A 21,837-nucleotide genomic window follows, 5' to 3' on the forward strand; every position below is an offset into this window, starting at 1 on the left:
TTTTGATGAAATTAAAACCTAACTAATAATGGAAAAATTTATTAAGTCTTTCGTTTTTATTTTTTTGATAACAATTTTATGTAATGCAATTCTTTTTGCGAAAAATGGTATTATTGGTCTTGAAAACAAGAGCCTTGGATTAGTTAAAAGTGGCTCGATTTTTACTTTAAAAACAAGTTCTAATTCTAAGGATGCTTTACTATTTCTTATATCCAGAAATGAAAATTCAGATATTTTAGCTTCCCCGCCAACAGTTACTACTCCTGTTTATTATTGCCAAAATGCTGTAGCAACTTCATTGACGGCCACAGTATCTTCCGGAGGAACATTAAATTGGTATGGTACAAACGCAACTGGGGGAACGGCATCAGCTACCGCGCCAACTCCTTCAACAGCTACCGTAGGAACTACTTCTTATTATGTTAGTGAAACTGTAGGAGGTGTTGAAAGTACTCGTTCAAAAATTGATGTTATTGTAGTTGCTAATAATGGCGCCACTATTCTTAATTTCAGATGTGACGCTTCGCAGATTTTACCAGCTGATAGAGCTTCTTCCGTATTTTTTGATTGGTCAAATAATCCTCTGATATCTAATTCTTATAATTACACCTATACAGTTCAAAGTGGTTCTCCTGTCACAGGAAATACTGGTGTTTCTCATGTTCAGGTATTTAATATGTTGCCTGGGCAATCGGCTACATTAACGTTGTCTTCTGCCACACATCCTTGTGTGCCTCCACAAACTATTACTTGTAGTGTACCTTGTGGAACTTCAACAGTAACTCCTAATTTTTCCGCTATAGCTCCTTTTTGTACCGGAACACCAGCACCAATATTAGGTCCAACATCTCCAAATGGAATCTCAGGAACTTGGATGCCAGCAATAATAAGTAATACGACTAGCGGAAGTTATGTATTTACTCCAAATTCAACTTTGTTTCCATGTGCTACCACACAAACTTTGAATGTGATTGTTACCCCATTGGTAACACCAACTTTTACGGGTATTCCCACCAATGTTTGCCAAAATGCGACTGCGCCAATTTTACCAATAACTTCAAATAATACACCGGCTATTTCAGGTTTTTGGAGTCCAGCTTCAGTTAATACGGCAGTTTTAGGTCCAGTTACATATACTTTTACACCTAATACAGGACAATGTACTTCAGCAACACCTACAAGAGTCACTATAGATATTGTACCTGTTGTTACGCCAAATTTCGCAAGTATACCACCGTTTTGTTCTGGAACTACTGCCCCTCTTTTGACTAATACTTCTCCAAATGGTATTGTTGGAACATGGGCTCCGTCAACAGTTAGTAATACAGTTAGCAGAAATTATGTTTTTACACCAAATCCAAATCAATGTGCGACTACACAAACATTAAGTGTGACGATTATACCAAAAGGAACACCTAATTTCCCCGCAATTGCTCCGTTTTGTTCAGGCTCTGCTGCGCCAATATTAGCAACAACATCTCCTAATGGAATCACAGGAATCTGGTCGCCATCAACAATTAGTAATACAACTAGCGGAAGCTATGTTTTTACACCAAATACATCTGAATGTGCAAATAACCAGATATTAACAGTAACGGTTACACCTCTTGTTCAACCTAATTTTTCTAATTTTTCAATCTGTATGGGAGGTTTGACACCTATTTTGAATACTACTTCTCCAAATGGAATTTCAGGAACTTGGTCACCTGCAATTGTAAACAATATGGCAAGTGGTGCTTATGTTTTTTCTCCAAATTCAAATCAATGTGCCACTTCACAAACAATTAATGTTACTGTGAATCCTTCAAATACTCTTTTAGATGTGGATTGGACAGTTTCAGAGGCTTTTGCAAAAAATCAAGTGGTGACTGTAATCGCTACAGGAACTGGAGATTATTTGTATCAATTAGACGATGGACCATTTCAGGAAAGTCCAGTTTTTGAATATGTTTCTTTAGGAACTCATTCCATTACGGTTAAAGATAAAAATGGCTGTAGTCTGCCAATAACTAGAACTAATGTTTTAGTAATTAATTATCCTAAGTTTTTCACGCCAAATGCTGATGGGTATAATGATACTTGGAATATTTTTACTTTAGAAGACCAATTAAATTTTAGAATTCTAATATTTGATCGTCATGGCAAATTTTTAAAAGAAATTTTTCCAAATGGTACTGGATGGGACGGAACATATATTGGACAGCCTATGCCAGCCAATGATTATTGGTTCAGTATTGAATACACAGAACAAGATATTCCTAAAAAATTCAAATCCCATTTTTCATTAAAAAGATAAAATAAAAAAGCTCCCACAATGCGGGAGCTTTTTTTATTAAATAAATAGGATGTTATATTTTAAGCGGTTTTTCGGCAGTAAAAATAAAATACAGTCCTATAAGTATAAAAGGAATACTTAGCCATTGTCCTGTAGAAAATAATCCTAAAGCACTTTCAAAGCCGCCTTGGCTTTCCTTAACCGATTCCACCACAAAACGAACAGAAAATAACAACACTAGAAACATACCGAATATATATCCTGTTTTATTTCTTTTTTCGGTTTTCCAATACAAGAAAAATAAAATAGCAAAAACAAAAACGTAACAAAATGCTTCGTACAATTGCGTAGGATGCCTTACTGGAACCTGCTCCAGCAATGATGCAAATTTTGGATCGGTTGCTATTGCTGTATAGGCATCTTTAGGATTGGCTATTTGAGTAGCATTGACCGCATCCATTGGGCTGAAATGATCTTTGATGAATTTTATTCCAAAAGGAGATGTGGTTTCATGACCTATAATTTCTGAATTGAAAAAATTTCCTAATCTCACAAAAATGGCTCCGCTGGCAACTGGAATTACCACTCGGTCTAAAATCCACATTTGTGGTTTTTTAAGCACATTTTTACTGTAAAAATACATCGCAATTATGATAGAAATAGCTGCGCCATGACTTGCTAAACCTTGGTAACCGGTAAATTCAAAATTTGGAGAAAAACGGAAAGGTAAAATGATTTCCAATAAATGATTTCGGTAATATTCCCAATCATAAAAGAAAACGTGTCCTAAACGAGCACCAATCAAAGTGGCAAGTACAGTCCAGATAAACAATGAATCTAATTTTTCTATAGATTCTCCTTCACGTTCAAATATATGTTTCATTATGTACCAGCCTAATCCAAAAGCAATTACAAACATTAAGCTGTAATATCGAATTATAAAAAAGCCTAAATCGATTCCTTCTGATGGATTCCAAACGATGTTTAAAGCGTGTGTCATTTAGTGTTAAATTTGTTTATTAGCCGTAAAAATAAAGATTTAAAGTAAAATTTCGTATTTAAAAAAAGTTAATGTTTATGATTACATACTTTTTTGGGAACAGGATCGTAACCTGTTTTCCCCCAAGGATGGCAACTCAAAATACGTTTCATTCCTAAAAATCCACCATAAAATAAGCCATGGGTTTGTAATGCTTCAATCATATAGGAAGAGCAGGTAGGCTCAAATCTACAAGCTGCTGGAGTAAAAGGGGAAATGGCAACTTGATAAAATCGAACCAATAGCAAAAATGGGTAAACAACTATTTTTGACAACATGACTTTAGTATTAGAATTTAAAACTTCACTTTTGTTAATCAAAATTATTTTACGGTATTAATCTGCGACTTGATATAGAAAACTAAATGCTAAAAGTAGTTCCTTCTTTTCCATCTTTCAATTGAATTCCCAATGCAATCAATTGATCTCTAATTTGGTCTGATAAAGCAAAATTTTTATTGTCACGAGCTTGTTTTCTCATTTCAATAAGCATGTTTACCGTTCCTTCTAATTTGTCATTACTGCTATCCGAAACTTTTTCATCTTCCAGTCCAAGGACTTCAAAAACAAAATTGTTCATTGCTTTTTCAAAAGATTTTAAATCCTCGTTATTCAATGTTTCTTTTCCATCTTTCAACAAATTGATAAAACGAACGCCTTCAAATAACTGCGCAATTAAAATTGGCGTATTAAAATCGTCATTCATGGCATCATAACAGAATTGTTTCCAAGCTGGAATGTCAATCGTACTTTTTGTGTCAGCAGTGATATCTTTTAACGAATTCATTGCTTCCATCAATCGTTTGTATCCTTTTTCTGCAGCTACAATTGCATCGTCAGAAAAATCAAGAATGCTTCTATAATGCGCTTGTAACATAAAAAATCGGGCGACCGATGCTGAAAAGGCTTTACTTAAAATGGTGTTGTCTCCAGTCAATATCTCTCGTGGTAAAATGTTATTACCGGTAGATTTCGCCATTTTTTTACCGTTTAATGTAAGCATATTGGCATGCATCCAGTAATTAACAGGAGTTTGACCAGTACATGCTTCATTTTGAGCAATTTCACATTCATGATGCGGGAATTTCAAATCCATTCCGCCTCCGTGAATATCAAAATGATTGCCTAAATATTTCGTACTCATTGCAGTACATTCAAGATGCCAGCCCGGAAATCCATCGCTCCATGGCGAAGGCCAACGCATGATATGTTGTGGTTCGGCTTTTTTCCAAAGCGCAAAATCCTGTGGATTTCTCTTGTCACTTTGACCGTCAAGATCACGGGTATTGGCAAGCATATCCTCAATATTTCTGCCGCTTAATCTTCCGTAATGATTAGTTTCATTGAACTTTACTACATCAAAATAAACAGATCCATTGGCTTCATAACCAATTCCTTTGTCAATAATGGTTTTAATAATTTCAATTTGTTCAATAATATGACCTGTCGCAGTAGGTTCAATGCTTGGTGGTAAAAAATTAAATTCATTCAAAATATCATGGAAATCTACCGTATAGCGCTGCACCACTTCCATAGGTTCCAGTTGCTCTAAACGCGCTTTTTTTGCAATTTTATCTTCACCTTCGTCCACATCATCTACAATATGCCCCACATCAGTAATGTTTCTTACGTAACGCACTTTGTAATCCAAATGCAAAAAATACCTGAAAATCACATCAAAGGACATGAATGTTCGCACATTTCCAAGATGCACATTGCTGTAAACCGTAGGTCCACAAACGTACATTCCAACATTTCCTTCATGTATTGGTGTGAAAATTTCTTTTTCTCCGGAAAGAGAATTGTATATTTTTAGATTTTGGCTACTATATAATGGCATTTTTTATTTTTTAGGAGCTTATTCCTGCTGTACGCTTAATCTTTTTATGGCAAAAAAGCCATAAAAAGGATACCGCTTCCATCAGGGCTAGGGCTTATCGGTACTATGAAATTTATTTATATTTTAGAACTTTGTTTCTAATTTGATATAATCCAAAAACTCTCTGCGAGTTACATTGTCTTTAAATTTTCCACCAAATTCTGATGTCACAGTACTACTCTCGATATCACTGATTCCTCTAGAATTAACGCAAAGGTGTTTGGCATCAATCACACAAGCTACATCTTCAGTACCCAAAGCAATTTGTAATTCCTGAACAATTTGCATCGTCAAACGCTCCTGAACCTGAGGTCTTTTGGCATAATATTCTACGATACGGTTCATTTTAGATAAGCCAATAACGGTCCCGTTAGAAATATAAGCGACATGCGCTCTTCCAATAATTGGCAATAAATGATGTTCGCAGGTAGAGTAAACGATAATGTTCTTTTCAACCAACATTTCGCCATATTTGTAATTATTGTCAAATGTAGATGCTTTTGGTTTCTTTGCAGGATTTAAACCTCCAAAAATTTCTTTTACAAACATTTTTGCAACACGATTGGGCGTGCCTTTCAAACTATCATCAGTCAAGTCCATTCCAAGTGTAATTAGAATGCTCTCAACGTCTTTTTTTATTTTCTCAATTTTTTCATCATCAGTAATGTCAAATGCATCATCTCTTACTGGATTTTTTGCGGATAAACTAACATGATTATCTCCTATTTCGTCTTGAAACTCTTCGTTTTTTATCATTAAAAGCAACTATTATTGTGGGTGTAAATATTTAAGCCGTAAAGATAAATAATAAAAATTAAAGAATTTCTAAAGCTCATACTATTTAATGATGACTTTATAGGCTACAAAGTCAATGGCTTGTTTCTATTGGATATAAAAATCAAAAGGCAATAACTCAATAGTTACTGCCTTTTGATACAATATGAATATTTTATAGCGTTAGTTTAGCACTAAAAAGCAAAGTTTAAATTAGCTTTTTGATTGGGTAGCATTATAAACTGGAATTGCTGCTTTCAAAATTGATACAGCACTAATTAAATCTTCTTTCTTTAGCACATAAGCTATTCGAACCTGATTCAATCCCATTCCTGGAGTCGAATAAAACCCTGCAGCAGGAGCTACCATAACGGTTTCACCATTTAAATCATAGGTTTCTAAAAGCCATTGTGCAAAATTATCAGCATTATCAACAGGAAGTTGTGCAATACAATAAAAAGCGCCTTTTGGTTTTGATACTATAACACCTTCAATTTTATTCAACTCACTTATTAAAGTATCTCTTCGCTCTCTATATTCTGAAATTACTTCATCAAAATAACTTTTTGGAGTATCAAGGGCAGCTTCACTTGCAATTTGTTCAATAGTTGGAGGGCTTAATCTTGCTTGTGCAAATTTCATAGCAGTCGCCATGACTTCTTTATTTTTAGAAACAATACATCCTATTCTTGCACCGCACATACTGTATCTCTTAGAAACAGAATCAATCATAATAGCATGCTCTTCAAGTCCGGGAACATTCATTACTGAATAATGGATGTCACCATCATAGGTAAACTCACGATATACTTCGTCAGAAATCAAGAATAAATCATTTTTTTTGACCAAAGCTGCCAGTTGCATAATTTCTTCTTTCGAATATAAATATCCCGTTGGATTTCCAGGGTTACAAATAAGGATAGCTTTCGTTTTTGGAGTAATCAGTTTTTCAAAATCTTCTACAGCTGGTAAAGCAAAACCAGTTTCAATAGTCGAAATTACAGGAACAACTGTAACGCCTGACGCTGTTGAAAATCCATTGTAATTAGCATAAAATGGTTCTGGGATAATGATTTCATCTCCTTGGTCCATAGTGCTTCCCATCGCAAACATAAGCGCTTCTGATCCACCAGTTGTGATAATGATGTCTTCAATATTTACTGAAATCCCTTGATTGATATAATAGGCAGATAATTTTTTTCTATAGCTTTCATTTCCAGCAGAATGACTGTATTCCAGGATAGTTAAATCAATATTTTTAACTGCATTCATGGCAACTTCAGGAGTTTTAATATCCGGTTGACCAATGTTTAAATGGTATACTTTATGTCCTTTTTTCTTCGCTATTTCTGAGTATGGAACTAATTTTCGTATTGGCGATTCTGGCATTTGTTTGCCTTTGTTTGATATTTTTGGCATAGTCTTAATTATTGAATTGCAAATTTGCAATTTTTTTTTCGAATTTATTATAATCAATGAGCGTATATATTGTTAAATCTGCATTTTTGATATGATTTATTTAGTATTTTTATGTAAAAGATTAACAATGAAAAAAACAATAGTTATTATTCTCATTTACCTGTTTGTTTGCCCTGTTTTTGCACAACAAGGATTTCAGTTTGAAAAAGACGTGAATAAAATTAGCGTTCCTTTTAAACTGATCAATAATTTAGTCTTTGTGCCTATAAAAGTAAATGGAGTAGAATTGAATTTTTTATTGGATACCGGTGTTGCCGAAACGATATTATTTAGTTTAGAAGATAAAAAGGAAGTTCGTTTTTTTAATACCGAAAAAATATTACTGAAAGGATTAGGAAGTCAAGAGGCTGTTGAAGGATTGAAATCAACGAATAATATTTTAGAATTCAACAGTATGAAGTATAGTAATCATATGCTTTATATTATTTTGGACCCTGAATTTAATTTATCGTCACATATTGGAATTCCGGTCAATGGAATTATTGGGTATCATTTTTTTCAAAATAATTTAGTTGAAGTCAATTACAGGAAAAAAAGAGTTATAGTTTATAAAGACAATGATGAAAACCGAAAAAAAATCGAAAAAAGTTACAAAACAATCCCTATTACTGTCGAAAAATCTAAACCCTATTTAAAAAGCACAATAATTCAGGATAATAAAGAAATTCCTGTAAAGTTATTGATAGATATAGGGAACAGCGATGCAATATGGTTGTTTCAAGATCGTTCAGAATTGATTAAAGTTCCTGCAAAAAATTTCGAAGACTTTTTAGGAAGAGGTTTTAGTGGAGATGTAAAAGGCAGAAGGGCCATAATTAAAAAATTTGAGATGGGAGATTTTGAATTTAATAATCCAGTAGTTGCCTTTCCTGATTCTGTATCTATTAGGAATGTAAATATGGTGCCAGATCGAAAAGGCTCAGTAGGAGGAGAAATTATGAAGCGGTTTACAGTTGTTTTTGATTACGAAAAGAACCAAATGTATTTAAAAAAGAATAGAGATTACAGCGCTCCTTTCAGCTACAATAAAAGTGGGGTTGAGATACAACAAAATGGATTACAGTGGGTTCAAGAGACCGTACGAATGGAAACGGTTCCGTTGCTTACAAAATATAATGAGTCCGGAGGTGCTAAGGTATTTACTAATGACTTTAAATATAAATTCCGATTAAAGCCTATTTATGAGATTGCCTATGTCAGACAAAATTCTCTGGCAGCTAATACAGGATTGCAAAAAGGGGATATAATCATTTCGATTAATAATCATCCCATTCATAAACATTCATTACAAGAAATCAATGCTCTTTTTAAGGCAGAAGAAGAAAAATGGATTACTTTAGAAGTGGAACGTAAAAGCGAAATCTTAAAATTCAGGTTTCAATTGTATAATATATTATAGACAAAAAACACTTTTGGAAATAGTATCCAAAAGCGTTTTTTTATTTATTTTAATTCTGAAATTAATTAGAAATAACTTCTCCTTTAATTTTCAGAGCCACTCTTCCACCTTCATAGTTCACTGCATTTGACTCAACAGTTAGTGTTTTTCTGATAGGACCGGGAGCCATATTGTATTTCACAGTTATTTTTCCTGTTTTTCCTGGCATAATTGGTTGGTCTGGTTTTGTAGGGACCGTGCAGCCACAAGTAGACAGTACATTAGTGATAATTAATGGAGCATTACCAGTATTTGTAAAGATAAAATCACGAGAGCCATTTTCATTCTTAGTAACCTTTCCATAATCAATTGTATTGTCTTTGGCTGCAAATTCAATTTTTGGGCCATTCTGAGCAAAACCGATACTGCTGATTAGTGCAAATGCGAATAAAGCTATTGTTTTTTTCATTTTCTTATATTTAAATTCATTTAGTAAATTTACTTTCTTTTAATTAACGTACAAATTTTTATTTCTCTTTTTATAGTGTACTTAATTATTTACTTTTGTTCCCAATTAGAATTACAAATATCAGACCAAAGTTTAATTTTGGTTTTAACAGTTGCTTTTTATGACAATTCCTGCACAATTTGACGCTAAAACCATTGAAAATAAGTGGTATGACTACTGGATGAAGAACAATTATTTTCACTCAGAACCAGACCATAGAACACCATACACCATAGTAATTCCTCCGCCTAATGTTACTGGAGTTTTGCACATGGGACACATGTTGAATAATACCATTCAGGATGTATTAATCAGAAGAGCGCGTCTTAAAGGATTCAACGCTTGTTGGGTTCCAGGAACGGATCATGCTTCCATAGCTACTGAAGCTAAAGTAGTTGCGAAATTAAAAGCCGAAGGAATCAATAAAAATGATTTAACACGCGAAGAATTTTTAGCTCATGCTTGGGAATGGACTGATAAATACGGGGGTGTAATTCTAGACCAATTGAAAAAGCTGGGTGCTTCTTGTGATTGGGAAAGAACCAAGTTTACAATGGATCCTGATATGTCAGCTTCGGTAATTCGTTCTTTTGTGGATTTATACAACAAAGGACTGATTTATCGCGGATACCGAATGGTAAACTGGGATCCCGAGGCGAAAACTACTTTGTCTGACGAAGAAGTAATTTATGAAGAACAACAAGGAAAATTATATTTCCTAAAATATAAAATTGAAGGAAGTGAAGACTTTCTGACGATTGCGACAACGCGTCCGGAAACTATTTTTGGAGACACTGCAATTTGTATTAATCCAAATGACGAACGTTTTGCTCATTTGAAAGGTAAAAAAGCAATTGTCCCAATTTGCGGAAGAGTAATTCCAATAATCGAAGATGAATATGTTGATATCGAATTTGGTACTGGTTGTTTAAAAGTGACTCCGGCGCACGATATGAATGACAAGGCATTGGGAGAAAAGCACAATTTGGAGATTATTGATATTTTCAACGAAGATGCAACTTTGAATAGTTTTGGATTGCACTATCAAGGACAAGATCGTTTTGTAGTTCGCGAGGCAATTGCAAAAGAATTAGAAACAACTGGCGCTTTAGCCAAAACAGAAACACACTTGAATAAAGTAGGAACTTCTGAAAGAACCAGAGCGGTTATCGAGCCTCGTTTATCAGACCAATGGTTCTTGAAAATGGAAGATTTGGTAAAACCAGCTATTAAATCGGTTTTGGAAGACGGCGAAATCAAATTGCATCCAGCACGTTTTAATAATACGTATGCTCATTGGTTAAATAACATTCGCGACTGGAATATCTCCCGTCAATTATGGTGGGGACAACAAATTCCTGCCTATTTCTATGGCGATGGAAAAGAAGATTTCGTAGTTGCTGAATCTATCGAAGAAGCTTTAATTTTAGCTAAAGAAAGAACCAACAACTTACAACTTACAACTTCAGACTTAACTCAGGATGTTGATGCATTAGATACTTGGTTTTCTTCTTGGCTGTGGCCAATGTCTGTTTTTGGAGGAATTATGGATCCCGAAAGTGAAGATTTTAAATACTATTATCCAACCAATGATTTAGTGACCGGTCCGGATATTTTGTTTTTCTGGGTAGCGAGAATGATTATTGCGGGTTATGAATACACAGGCAAAAAACCATTTACAAATGTATATTTGACTGGTTTGGTTCGTGATAAACAAAGACGAAAAATGTCTAAATCATTAGGAAATTCTCCGGATCCTTTAGATTTAATTGAAAAATTTGGTGCTGATGGGGTTCGTGTAGGATTGCTTTTGAGCGCTTCTGCAGGAAATGACATTATGTTTGATGAAGAATTGTGTAACCAAGGAAAAGCGTTTACCAATAAAATCTGGAATGCCTTTAAACTGATAAAAGGTTGGGAAGTTTCGGATACAATTCCGCAACCAGAATCTTCAAAAGTGGCAATTGAATGGTACGAGGCCAAATTGCAACAAACGCTTTTAGAAATCGAAGATAATTTTGAGAAATATAGAATTTCCGATGCGTTGATGGGAATTTATAAATTGGTATGGGACGATTTCTGTTCTTGGTTTTTGGAAATGATAAAACCGGCGTACCAACAGCCAATTGACAGCGTAACTTTGGCGAAAGCCATAGAAATGCTGGAAAATAACATGAAATTATTGCATCCTTTTATGCCGTTCTTGACAGAGGAAATTTGGCAAATTCTTGCCGAAAGAACTACAGAAGAAGCATTAATCGTTTCGACTTGGCCAGAAATGAAACCTTTTAACGCAGGTATAATTGCTGATTTTGAAAATACAATTGAAGTGATTTCTGGAATTAGAACGATTCGTAAAGACAAGAATATTCCGTTTAAAGATACAATCGAATTGAAAGCGGTGAACAATGACAAAGCATCGACTTATTTTGATTCGGTAGTGGCCAAATTAGGAAACATCACTTCGTTAGAATATGTTTCGGATAAAGTAGACGGAGCATTATCTTTTCGTGTAAAATCGAATGAATATTTCATCCCTATTACCGGAAATATAAATGTGGAGGAAGAAATTGCAAAACTGACCGCTGAGTTGATTTACACGCAAGGTTTCTTGAAATCGGTTCAAAACAAACTGGCTAATGAGAAATTTGTGGCGGGTGCGCCAGAAAAAGTTTTGGCAAACGAAAGACAAAAAGAAGCGGATGCTTTATCTAAAATTGAAACTATCGAACACAGTTTGGCCGGATTAAAATAAGATTTAGCTTTTATAGCAATCAAGATCCCATTCACCGCGGTGAATGGGATTTTTTTGTTGAAAAATTAAATACATAATTTTTTTTTTGGTAAAGAGCAGAATAGTTGTGTTTCATTGTAATTTGACAATTTTTCATCGATAAACGTCACTTGTATTGTGATTTAAAGAGTATTTTCTCCTTTAAACGATTTTTGTGCACTTACTGAAATATTGTTAATATGTTTGTAATGAGATTTTCAATTAATGCTTTAGTATAGAAATGAAGAAAATATTTAGTCCAGGGTATAGACAACATTATTTTGAAGGGTATTCAATTGGTTTGAATCCATTTTTGGAATTTAATTATGCAAAAAGGAATGAAGCTTTTATTGCTGGATTTGATTCTGGAAGATCAGATTATGAGAGGATGAACGGATGTATTAGTGATGGGATTCCACAATGTATTGTCACTAATAAAATTCTCGAAGATTTTCTTATGGCTGGTTTATTGGGCTTAAGTATAGATACCGAAGGCTATACTTCACATCAGATGAATTTGATAGCAAAATGGTATCAAAGCGGTGTAGAAAAATATGAACCAAATCAAAGTATCGCTCTTTTTGAATTACTTGAAAAGAACGGCATTCAAATAAATTAAACTTTTTATTAAATTATTCGCCGCTTCAATATATCCTTAATGTAAATGGGTTGCAATTCACGAAATTTCCCTTAGATATAAGTATTGAACTAATAATGATAGACTCAGAAGGTTTACATAAAAAAAAATCCATCTCATTTATAACGAGATGGATTTTTTTTTGAACTTACTTAATTATTTCTATTTCTTAGATTTTAGGTATTTATCCAAGAAGAGTAAGGTGGTTTTTGTTGTCGCAATTTGGTTTTCCTTTTTTTGAAATCCATGCCCTTCATCTGGATATACTACATATTGAACCGGCACTCCATTTTTCTTTACTCCTTCTACAATTTCATCACTTTCTACAGGCAATACTCTTACATCATTAGCGCCTTGGAAAACAAGTAATGGTTTGTTTATTTTATCGTAATTGTATAATGGCGATATTTTTTTCAATCGAATACTATCAGCAGTATACGGATCACCCATTTCATCATAGAGCGCTTTGCGGAATGATTCCCAATAAGGAGGAATACTTTTTAATGTTCTGGGCCAATTGGCAACACCAAATAAATCTACACCTACTTTAAATTCTTCGGGATGAAATGCTAATGCGCCTAAAACCATACAGCCACCATAGCTTCCACCATAAATACCAATAGCATTCGGGTCAATATAATCCTGTTCTGTTAGCCACTTTTTGCCCCAAATACAGTCTTTCAGATCTCCGTTACTGTGATCTTTATTATCCATTTTGTAAAATGTTTTTCCATACCCACTACTGCCACGATTGTTTACCGCCAAAACTGCATATCCTTTATTAACAAGGTATTGTATGGTGTTTGAATATCCAATACGACTTTGTCCGCCTGGTCCGCCGTGTACCCAGATTAACGCCGGAACTTTATTGCTTTTAGAAGCTTGTAAAGGCTTATAATAAATAGCCGGAATTTCTTTCCCATCAAAAGATTTGAATCGAATCACTTCGGCTTTTGCAAGGTCGTCCTGATTAATTTTTTTACTTAGAGTGGAAGTCAGTTGTTTTAGTTTTTTGGAAGGAATATCATAAAGATATAGGTTTGGCGAGCTGGTACTGCTTCCTACTGTCAGCAATAATTTATTTTCGCTGTTGGAAATGATTACATTTATGACATCACCATCGTCAAAGTCAGGTAATTTCAGCGGTTTTCCGGTAGCATGTTCAAAAAGGAGTACTTTATTTTTTCCGTCATTGTTCACAAAAATAATATGGTATTTTTCCTTTTCGCTTAAAGACATGTACATTACATCCCATTTATCTTTGAATATTTCTTCTGATTTCCCAGTATTGATATTATATTTGAGTAACGAACTGAATTCTTTATCCTCATTACTGGTATAATAAAAAATGCTGTCATTTTTTTCAAAAGCCATCGGACTCCAGTTGGCTTCTTTGTCGTTACTGAGACGTTTAGTAGTTTTGGTTTTGCTATCGTATAAATACATTTCGTTTTTATCCGTAGTAATTTCTTTGGTAAGTGCTATATAGCGTTCCGTTTTACTGATTACTGATGGGGTTAAACCGGATTCATTTTGGTACAAAATTGTTGGTTTCCAAGTTAGAGAGTCTAATTTTAAAATATCAAAATACTTTACGTCTCGCTTATTACTATTTATATACATGCTCTTTTTGTCTTGGCTCCAGCCAATAAAGCTATTGGCACTATTTGTCCAAGGAGTAATATCTTTTGGAGTATTACTTTTTCGATCCATTAGAAATAAATGATAATTTTCATTTCCTCCTTCATCTGCCGAATAAATGAATTTAGAACTTCCAGGTAAATAATCTACAGTATAAATACTTTCTTTAATTGACTTTGTCAATGCTATAGAGGTAGTATCAGCAATGGATAACTCATACGCATTGTAGATTCCGGTTGTGTTGTTGTTTATTAGAATTTTAGTTTCATCGTTATTAAACCCTGATGCACTTATCGATTTGGTGTTGTAAAAATCTTCCAAATCATACTGTTCAGGCAAACGTGCTTCTTCCTTTTTTTTCTCATCCTTACATGATGAAAGTACCATGATTAATAAAGCCCCAAATAAAATAGATGTTTTTTTCATAATTTAAAATTTGTTAAGTCATTATATATCAGTTATTACTATCAAATATATGAAAAAAATAGTGGTTTGATGAAAAATAGAAAACCCTGTCCATTTCTAAACGAGGTTTTTGAATTTTATTTCTTAATTTAAATTTTACCCCAATAAAAACAGCCTAAATCGCGGTGTAAATTTCTCAATTTTATTTTTTTATGATTTTTAATTCAATGAGGGAATCGTGTTTTTATTCTTTTATAAACACACTTTTTAGTTTGTTAAAATAACAAAAACTTTTTCTGCTTTTCAAAAAAATGAAATTGGCAGAAAAAGTTTTCAATGAAATAAAACCAAACTTAAGTTTTAGAATTTATATTTTAAACTTGTCAATATTTGACGCGGTGCAATTGGATTGATACTGTAGTTTTCGTGTACCGTATAATTCAACTCATTTGTAATATTTGACAACCTACATAAGATTGAGATTTTTTTCCAAGTATAACCTGCAGAAACATCGATTGTAGTATAACCACTCATTGGAATTTCTCTGTCATTGATTGTTTGAGCTCCAGTATTAGGATTAATTACTACTAGATTATTCCAACCTCCAAGACGGTCACCAATGTAGTTCCCGATTGCTCCAAAAGAAACACCTTTTAATGCTCCGGCTGGCAAGGTATAGAAAAAGCTTAAATTAGCGGTATTAGCTGGAGTTCTTACCACACGATCTCCTTCAATAGTACTTCCGTTTAATCCTGATGTTTTGGTATAACGCATATCGTTGTAGCTGTAACCGGCAATAATGTTTAAGCCTTCAGTAGGTCTGGCAGTAATATCAATTTCAATTCCTTTGCTAGTAGTTTCTCCGTTCAAGACTTTTATAGTAGTATCAGTATTGTTTGATCCATCAGCTTTAAATTCTGCTGTTTGTGCCAAATTGCTGTTTGTGATTTGGTACGCAGTAATATTTGTACTCAAAATACCTCTCCAGAAATCTTTTTTAATACCTGCTTCATATTGGTCTATGATTGAGGGTTTTATTGGTTTTAAATCAACTGTTGTTCCAGTATTTGGTGTAAATGAGTTAGAGTAGCTGGCAAACAAAGACATCTCTTTTGTTGGTTGATACACTAATCCAAATTTTGGAGAGAATGCCTCATCTTTACGTATTGGAGCTTGAGTTGTCAAGCTGTTGTTGATTACTTCTGCTTCTTGCCAAGACCAACGAATACCCGCTAAAAGCTTAATTTTTTCTGTAAATGAAATCAAATCTTGTGCATAAACCCCAAAACGGTTTGTATCAGTGCTTACTATTCGGGTAAGTGTAGAATTTGGCTCATCCATTCGCTGTGTTGCAGGGTCGAAAGTAAAGATATTTACTGTATCATAATTGGCAGGACTAAAAGCAAACGTATACGCTTGTGCGAAAGAGTTTTCAAAATCTACACCTGTAAATAATTGATGTTTTATTTTTCCGGTGTTGAAGTTTCCTTGTATGCTTAATTGATCTCCAAAAATTTGTTCGGTACCTTTATTCTGTCCTAATGGTCTATTGAAATTTCCATAAGGATTAGCTGTTGGAGATATTACAATACGTTCTGTAGCTTTTGATTCTCTATCGAAATTTTGAAAAGAAGCATTGAAATTTAATTTCCAGTTGTCATTGAAACTGTGATTAAGTAATGCGGAAGCACTTGCTGATTTTGTTTCTCCATTTGACCAAAGTGCACCATAATAGTTACTACGAGGTACCTCTACAATTTCTTTTCCAATTACTCCAGTTCCAAAATCTGGTGTCCAATTGCTTTTCAAGTAATCTCCTTGTACCGTAATTTGAGTTTTATCACTTACATTAAAAAGGAAAGAGGGGTTGATGTATAAACGTTCGTTTTTTACAACATCTCTAAAGCTTTCTGAATTTTCATATGAACCTGTAAAACGATATGCAATATGTTTATTTAATGGTCCGTAAAAATCAACCGATGGTTTATAATAAGCAAAACTCCCTGCTTGCATAGAAATTTCTCCCCCACTTTTGAAAGAAGGTGTTTTGGTAACTAAATTTAAAATTCCTCCAGGTGCTACGTTTCCAAATAATAAAGCCGCACTACCTTTTAAGAATTCTACTTTATCTAAAGAAGAAACTTCAGGCATTGACCCTCCATTGTAACGAAAACCATTTTTAAACATGTTGTTAGCTGACATATCATATCCTCTTGAATAAAAGGATTCTTGAGCGCCACCACGTGCGGAACCTACATATACACCATTTGCATTTTTCAGTACCTCACTCAAACGAATACTTTGTTGTTGCGCTATAATTTCAGATCCAATAACTTGTACACTTTGTGGAGTATCCATTGGTTTTAAACCTGATCTCAATGCAGAAACTGGCTTTTTCTCTTTATTGGCTGTAATAATAACTTCTTTAAGTATTCCTCCTTTTTTGTTTTTTATAGTATCAAATTCTGAAGAAATAGTTTCATCATAATTTTTATCACCAGAAGCATTTGCTGATTCTTGTGCTAAACACGATAGGCTAAATAAAAGTGTTAAAGTTGGAAGTAAAATATATTTCATGATTGTTTATTTGGAATAATTAAAAATAACGATGCAAATATAAAACTGAAGTATTGATTTGCAAAATTTATTTAGATTAAATATTAATGAAAATTAAAAATATATTTAACTATTTGTTTTTTAGATTTTTATGTTTTTTAAAATTGATTTTTTTTGTAGATAATTTCCTTTTTTTGACCTTTGTCTGGTTAAAATTGGTTTTTTGAGCCTATTAATTATCTGATTTTATCTCCAAAAGTAGTTTGAAGATCTTTTATGTTAAATTTTGTTAAAGGAGTAATCCAAATACTAGCGCTGAGGAGGGCATTTTTTGTGCTGCGGATTTTTAATAGAAATGCTTGATTTGTGAAATTTGTATTAAAGTAGGGGTATTCTAATTAACCATTTCTGACCACAAATACGAAATTTGTTTTTGTAGAAATAGTATTTAATTTCGGAAGTTTAAGCTTAGAAGAATTAAAGTCGTGCCTTAAATTTCTTCATTCGGAAGTTTTTTGATTGCACAACTTTTCCATTATCAGTAATCATGACGCAACTATAATCAGGGTATTTGTTGAGCAGAAGCAGTCCTGCTGTTTTTCCTAAAACCATTAAGGAAGTACTCAAGCCATTCGCCGTTTCAGCATTTGGTCCAAAAACCGTCACACTACATAATCCTGTAGCGGGATAACCCGTTGCCGGATTGATAATGTGTGAATAGCGTTTGCTATCAAACACAACAAATTTCTCATAGCTGCCTGAAGTGGTTACCGCATCTTGTTTTAATGGAACAACAGCCAGAAGTTTTTCAGGATGAAAAGGATTCGTAATGCCGATATTCCAATTCTTTCCATTGGGCTGTTTTCCCCACGTACTCATATCACCCGATCCGTTTATAATCCCGGCTTTGATACCTTTTGCAAGCATCATATCCCGGCATTTATCGGTGGCATATCCTTCTCCCAAAGCGCCAAAACCAATTTTCATCCCTTTTAGTTTTAGAAAAATGGTGGATTGAACACTATCCAAAATTATGTTTTTATAGCCCACTTTTTCAACCGATTTCCGAATGGCTTCCGCCGAAGGCATCGCTGTCATGGAACCGTCAAATTTCCAGATTTTATCCATTGCTGCAAAGCTGATATCAAAACCGCCATTAGTAATTTCAGAAAACCGAATCGCTCTTTGCGTTAATTCAAAAACTTCTCTATCTACTTTCACAGGACGAATACCCGCATTTTGGTTCACTTCAGATAGCTGTGAGTCCGGTTTCCAGTCGGATATCAAATTTTCGATTCGTGTAATTTCTGCAATAACAGCATCTATGTTTTGTTCTGCCAATAATGAATCTTTGGCAACGATGGTAATGTCAAATCGACCGCCCATAAGTAAGGTGGTTCTTTTTCGTACGATTTGTGCATAACTTCCTTGACTCACAAAAAGTATCGCAATCAGCAAAAAGAAGTATTTTCTAGACATAAAATTCAGTGTTAAAATAATTTGGGCGTGACCCTCCGTCTCGTCCCAAAAGACGAGACTACGGGTCGTGCTGTACGTTCCCGCTTTTTTATGAGAGGCAAAAAAAGCCTCTCATAAAAAGAGCTCCACTGCCATCACTCACGCATAGCAATATGCAATTCATTAATATTTACACAAAAAGTATTATTATAATTTTATCCAGTTTCGCCTCCCTCTCCTTTGGAGAGGGCTGGGGAGAGGACTTAATAACAATCCGTCAGCACTTGTCCATTAGCTTTATAGTCTGCAATTCCCATAGTTGCTCTTGCAAGACAGAGCGCATCAAGAGCCGCTTCCACGTCCTTTTGCATCGCAAGCGAACCGCAAATCATTACAACGCCTCCTTGTGACAGTAAATCCATAAAAAAACCAGCATCTCGTTTGATTAGATCCATTACATAGTGATGGTTCGCTTCGCGAGATAATGCTACATGAAAACTTTTAAGATGCTGTTTTTGGATCATTTCAGCAGCAAATTTTTCATACCCTAAAACAGTTTCAGTTGCTTTTCGAAAGCCACAATACAAATGAATTTCGGTTTTTTTCTTATTTTGTTCCATCATTCCCAGGAAGGGAGCAATACCGGTTCCATTTGAAATCAACGCTACTTTAGATGCTTTTTTCGGGAAGTGAAAAGAGAGATTTTTAATAATTCGCGCTTTGAAAACAGAGCCTTTTTCAACAGCATATAAATAGCCTGAACCCAAACCAGAAGGATGCAGTTTTACCACTAATTGTATGTTGCCGTTATGATTTCCGATGGAGTAGAGGCGTTCTTGGTTGTCGTTTGCAGGATAAATAGCCAAGAGGTCACCCGACGTAAATTTAGCGCTCATACTAGCTCGTAATGTGAGTAAAAAAGTATGTTCCGTATCAGAAATGGCAGTTTTATCGAGTACCGTCAGCTTTTGTAAACCTTTTGGAACTTCATTGTATAAGGATGGAGTAGCCGAAAGTGGAATTCCTGTTTTGGCACTCCATAATTTCACCCAACCTACAAATTCTTCTGCTGATTTGTCATTTACGGTTTGTAATTCTAACAAGCGTTCTGCCCAACTCTGTTTTTCCAATACGGTATCAATTTCACGGGCAAAACCGCAAAAATCTGGATACGCTTTCGACCCAAAACCGACTACAGAAATATTGATTTTTTGCTGTTGTTTAGTTTTGTTGACCAATGCTGTAAATTTACTTCCATTAGAAGGGGCATCGCCTAACCCGTGGGTTGAAGTAAATACGATAAGATGTTCTGCTTTTGGATAAACCGAATAATTATTCAATTCGGTAAGAAAGACTTTTTTTCCGTTGGCAAGCAATTGTTTCTGAATAGCATTGGCAAATAGTAATGAACTTCCATTTTCGGAACCAACCAACAATATGAATGCGCTGTCTTCGGCTTTGTACTTGTTTTTAATGCGACTCGCTCTTCGTTTTAACGTCATGGCAAAACCCGAGTAGATAAAAAAGAGAATATTTAAACTCGCGATTCCTAAAATTATGGCCCATAAAATACTTGCTCTCCCAGTATGCAAATCAAGACTCCAGTCCGATACTAAAGTTTGCAACGGAAAAGGAGTTTCGCTTACAATTGCTCCGGTAATCTGGTTGACTTCGATTTCTCGATCTTTTAATGTAATGATATAATATTCCTCGGGATCATCCGAAAAAGGGAATTCAATTTTTTGAACATCAGCCAGAAGCGTATTTTTAAAAAAAGAAGTAGCAGCACCTTTTTTTGCAATAGGCGCAGTTACAGTCATTTCAGTTTTTTCTTCAGAATCTGTTTTTTCAAGGAAAAAATTAAACTTTTCCAGGGTTAAATAGGTTCCGGAAAGTGCAATAATCAGAATCGGAATCAGCGATAATCGTCCTAAAAAAATATGGTAATATTGGGCAAAATTTTCTTTTACAATTTTAGAAAATAAACTGCGAAGACTTCTTTGGCGGTTTAGTATCAAAGCAAAACCCGAAATGGAAATCAATGCTAACAAAAAGGAAATAAAACCAACAAAAAAACGCCCTGTTTCTTTAAGGAATAAAGAACGATGGAGCGCTGTTGTCCATTGGATAAACTCACTTTTTTTGATGGGTTCTCCTAATGTTTTTCCAGTTCTTGGGTCGATGTAAGCGTTGACATCATTGTCTTCCTGATCAATACCTTGCAGCGTCACAAATTGATTGTGGTCAACACTCAATTCCGTTATTTCAGGATACGCTTTTTTTAGTACAGGTAAAGTTTTTTCAAATGTTATTTTTTCGAAATTTTCTACTCGGTAGGGCGGTGTTTTCTCCTGTATTGCATCGACTGCAAGTATAACGCCAGTTACCGATGCCAATACTAAAAATGCTGTAGAAAATACAGCCAAGGCCAAGTGTGAGTAACGCCAAAAAGAAAGAGTCATTGATAATAAATTTTAACATATAAGTCATATAAGTTTTACGTTTTGTAAAAGCTTATATGACTTATTTGGTTTAATGTGAAAGCTGTTTATTTTATATTTTGTTTAATCTTACGTAGCGAATATAGCCTTTACCTTCTGTTTTTGCAGCAATTCCTTCGGTTGTGAGCGGAATTTCTAAATCAGCGGTATAATATTTATGATCTTCTACCGCTGTTTCAAAGCGCAATTTAAATCCCTTGTTGATTTTAGCATCTTCAATTTCAATTGTGGTGATGCTGCGGTCGCCGCCAGTTACGGAAGCTCCCGTTTTTGCACTTATGTTTTCTGGTTTTTTAGAGTAGAATTTGTGCCATTCTTTTATGGTTTTGTACCATTTTTTATCGTCACCCATTACATATAGTGTTTTCACATATTCGCCTTTTGCGTTTACAAGTGAAACTACAATATAAGCGCCTTCTCCCATGTAATTTGACATTTGGAGCATGCATTTATATTTACTGGTTTGTGCGGCAGCTTGAAACGATAAAAAGCATAGTAGCACAGCTATCAGACCGAATTTTAGTATTGATTTCAT

The 21,837-nt window shown here is 34.4% G+C and carries 15 protein-coding genes; 4 read left to right on the forward strand and 11 right to left on the reverse strand.

The genetic code is table 11. The features are described from left to right. Window positions 1–28 precede the first annotated feature (28 nt). Window positions 29–2,296, forward strand: a complete 2,268-nt coding sequence (locus QLS97_RS06145) for a T9SS type B sorting domain-containing protein (protein ID WP_282715025.1) — start codon at window positions 29–31, stop codon at window positions 2,294–2,296. Window positions 2,297–2,348: 52 nt separating this feature from the next. On the opposite strand, the gene lgt is transcribed toward QLS97_RS06145, so the two are convergent. The 5 genes from lgt to QLS97_RS06170 all read right to left on the reverse strand — a co-directional run bounded on the left by lgt (window position 2,349) and on the right by QLS97_RS06170 (window position 7,385). Next, the gene (lgt, locus tag QLS97_RS06150) at window positions 2,349–3,275 is read right to left on the reverse strand and encodes a prolipoprotein diacylglyceryl transferase (RefSeq protein ID WP_282715027.1); all 927 of its coding nucleotides are present in this window, start codon (window positions 3,273–3,275) and stop codon (window positions 2,349–2,351) included. Window positions 3,276–3,343: 68 nt separating this feature from the next. Further along, window positions 3,344–3,592: a membrane protein insertion efficiency factor YidD gene (yidD, locus tag QLS97_RS06155; RefSeq protein ID WP_282715029.1), complete on the reverse strand. Its 249-nt coding sequence runs from the start codon at window positions 3,590–3,592 to the stop codon at window positions 3,344–3,346. 82 nt (window positions 3,593–3,674) lie between these two features. Beyond that, complete coding sequence (cysS, locus tag QLS97_RS06160) at window positions 3,675–5,153, reverse strand: cysteine--tRNA ligase (RefSeq protein ID WP_282715030.1); 1,479 nt, start codon at window positions 5,151–5,153, stop codon at window positions 3,675–3,677. Window positions 5,154–5,276: 123 nt separating this feature from the next. Next, a complete protein-coding gene (folE, locus tag QLS97_RS06165; protein ID WP_282715031.1) occupies window positions 5,277–5,948 on the reverse strand; it encodes a GTP cyclohydrolase I FolE in 672 nt (223 codons plus the stop codon). A 231-nt stretch (window positions 5,949–6,179) separates the two neighbouring features. Further along, entirely contained in the window at window positions 6,180–7,385 is a 1,206-nt protein-coding gene (locus QLS97_RS06170; RefSeq protein ID WP_282715032.1) for a pyridoxal phosphate-dependent aminotransferase, read from the reverse strand. A gap of 127 nt (window positions 7,386–7,512) precedes the next feature. Here QLS97_RS06170 and QLS97_RS06175 point away from each other — a divergent pair, with 127 nt between their 5' ends. Further along, entirely contained in the window at window positions 7,513–8,844 is a 1,332-nt protein-coding gene (locus QLS97_RS06175; protein ID WP_282715034.1) for a PDZ domain-containing protein, read from the forward strand. A gap of 61 nt (window positions 8,845–8,905) precedes the next feature. Here the strand turns inward: QLS97_RS06175 and QLS97_RS06180 are convergent, their stop codons facing one another. Continuing rightward, a complete protein-coding gene (locus QLS97_RS06180; RefSeq protein ID WP_282715036.1) occupies window positions 8,906–9,292 on the reverse strand; it encodes a DUF1573 domain-containing protein in 387 nt (128 codons plus the stop codon). Between the two features lie 160 nt (window positions 9,293–9,452). On the opposite strand from QLS97_RS06180, the gene QLS97_RS06185 reads away from it, so the two are divergent. Both QLS97_RS06185 and QLS97_RS06190 read left to right on the forward strand, forming a co-directional pair. After that, window positions 9,453–12,086 (forward strand): valine--tRNA ligase, encoded by a 2,634-nt coding sequence (locus QLS97_RS06185; protein ID WP_282715038.1) that lies wholly within the window; start codon window positions 9,453–9,455, stop codon window positions 12,084–12,086. Between the two features lie 259 nt (window positions 12,087–12,345). Next, a complete protein-coding gene (locus QLS97_RS06190; protein ID WP_282715040.1) occupies window positions 12,346–12,723 on the forward strand; it encodes a hypothetical protein in 378 nt (125 codons plus the stop codon). 180 nt (window positions 12,724–12,903) lie between these two features. Here QLS97_RS06190 and QLS97_RS06195 read toward each other — a convergent pair whose 3' ends face one another. The 5 genes from QLS97_RS06195 to QLS97_RS06215 all read right to left on the reverse strand — a co-directional run bounded on the left by QLS97_RS06195 (window position 12,904) and on the right by QLS97_RS06215 (window position 21,837). Then, entirely contained in the window at window positions 12,904–14,808 is a 1,905-nt protein-coding gene (locus QLS97_RS06195) for a S9 family peptidase (protein WP_282715043.1), read from the reverse strand. Window positions 14,809–15,147: 339 nt separating this feature from the next. Then, complete coding sequence (locus QLS97_RS06200; RefSeq protein ID WP_282715045.1) at window positions 15,148–17,364, reverse strand: TonB-dependent siderophore receptor; 2,217 nt, start codon at window positions 17,362–17,364, stop codon at window positions 15,148–15,150. Window positions 17,365–17,820: 456 nt separating this feature from the next. Then, window positions 17,821–18,822, reverse strand: a complete 1,002-nt coding sequence (locus QLS97_RS06205; protein WP_282715047.1) for an FAD:protein FMN transferase — start codon at window positions 18,820–18,822, stop codon at window positions 17,821–17,823. A gap of 242 nt (window positions 18,823–19,064) precedes the next feature. Continuing rightward, window positions 19,065–21,263, reverse strand: a complete 2,199-nt coding sequence (locus QLS97_RS06210; RefSeq protein WP_282715048.1) for a PepSY domain-containing protein — start codon at window positions 21,261–21,263, stop codon at window positions 19,065–19,067. 91 nt (window positions 21,264–21,354) lie between these two features. Beyond that, window positions 21,355–21,837 carry a DUF2271 domain-containing protein gene (locus tag QLS97_RS06215; protein ID WP_282715049.1) on the reverse strand — a complete coding sequence of 161 codons (483 nt, stop codon included), beginning with the start codon at window positions 21,835–21,837 and terminating at the stop codon, window positions 21,355–21,357.

It is taken from the genome of Flavobacterium yafengii (genome assembly GCF_030010375.1).
Lineage (GTDB): Bacteria > Bacteroidota > Bacteroidia > Flavobacteriales > Flavobacteriaceae > Flavobacterium > Flavobacterium yafengii.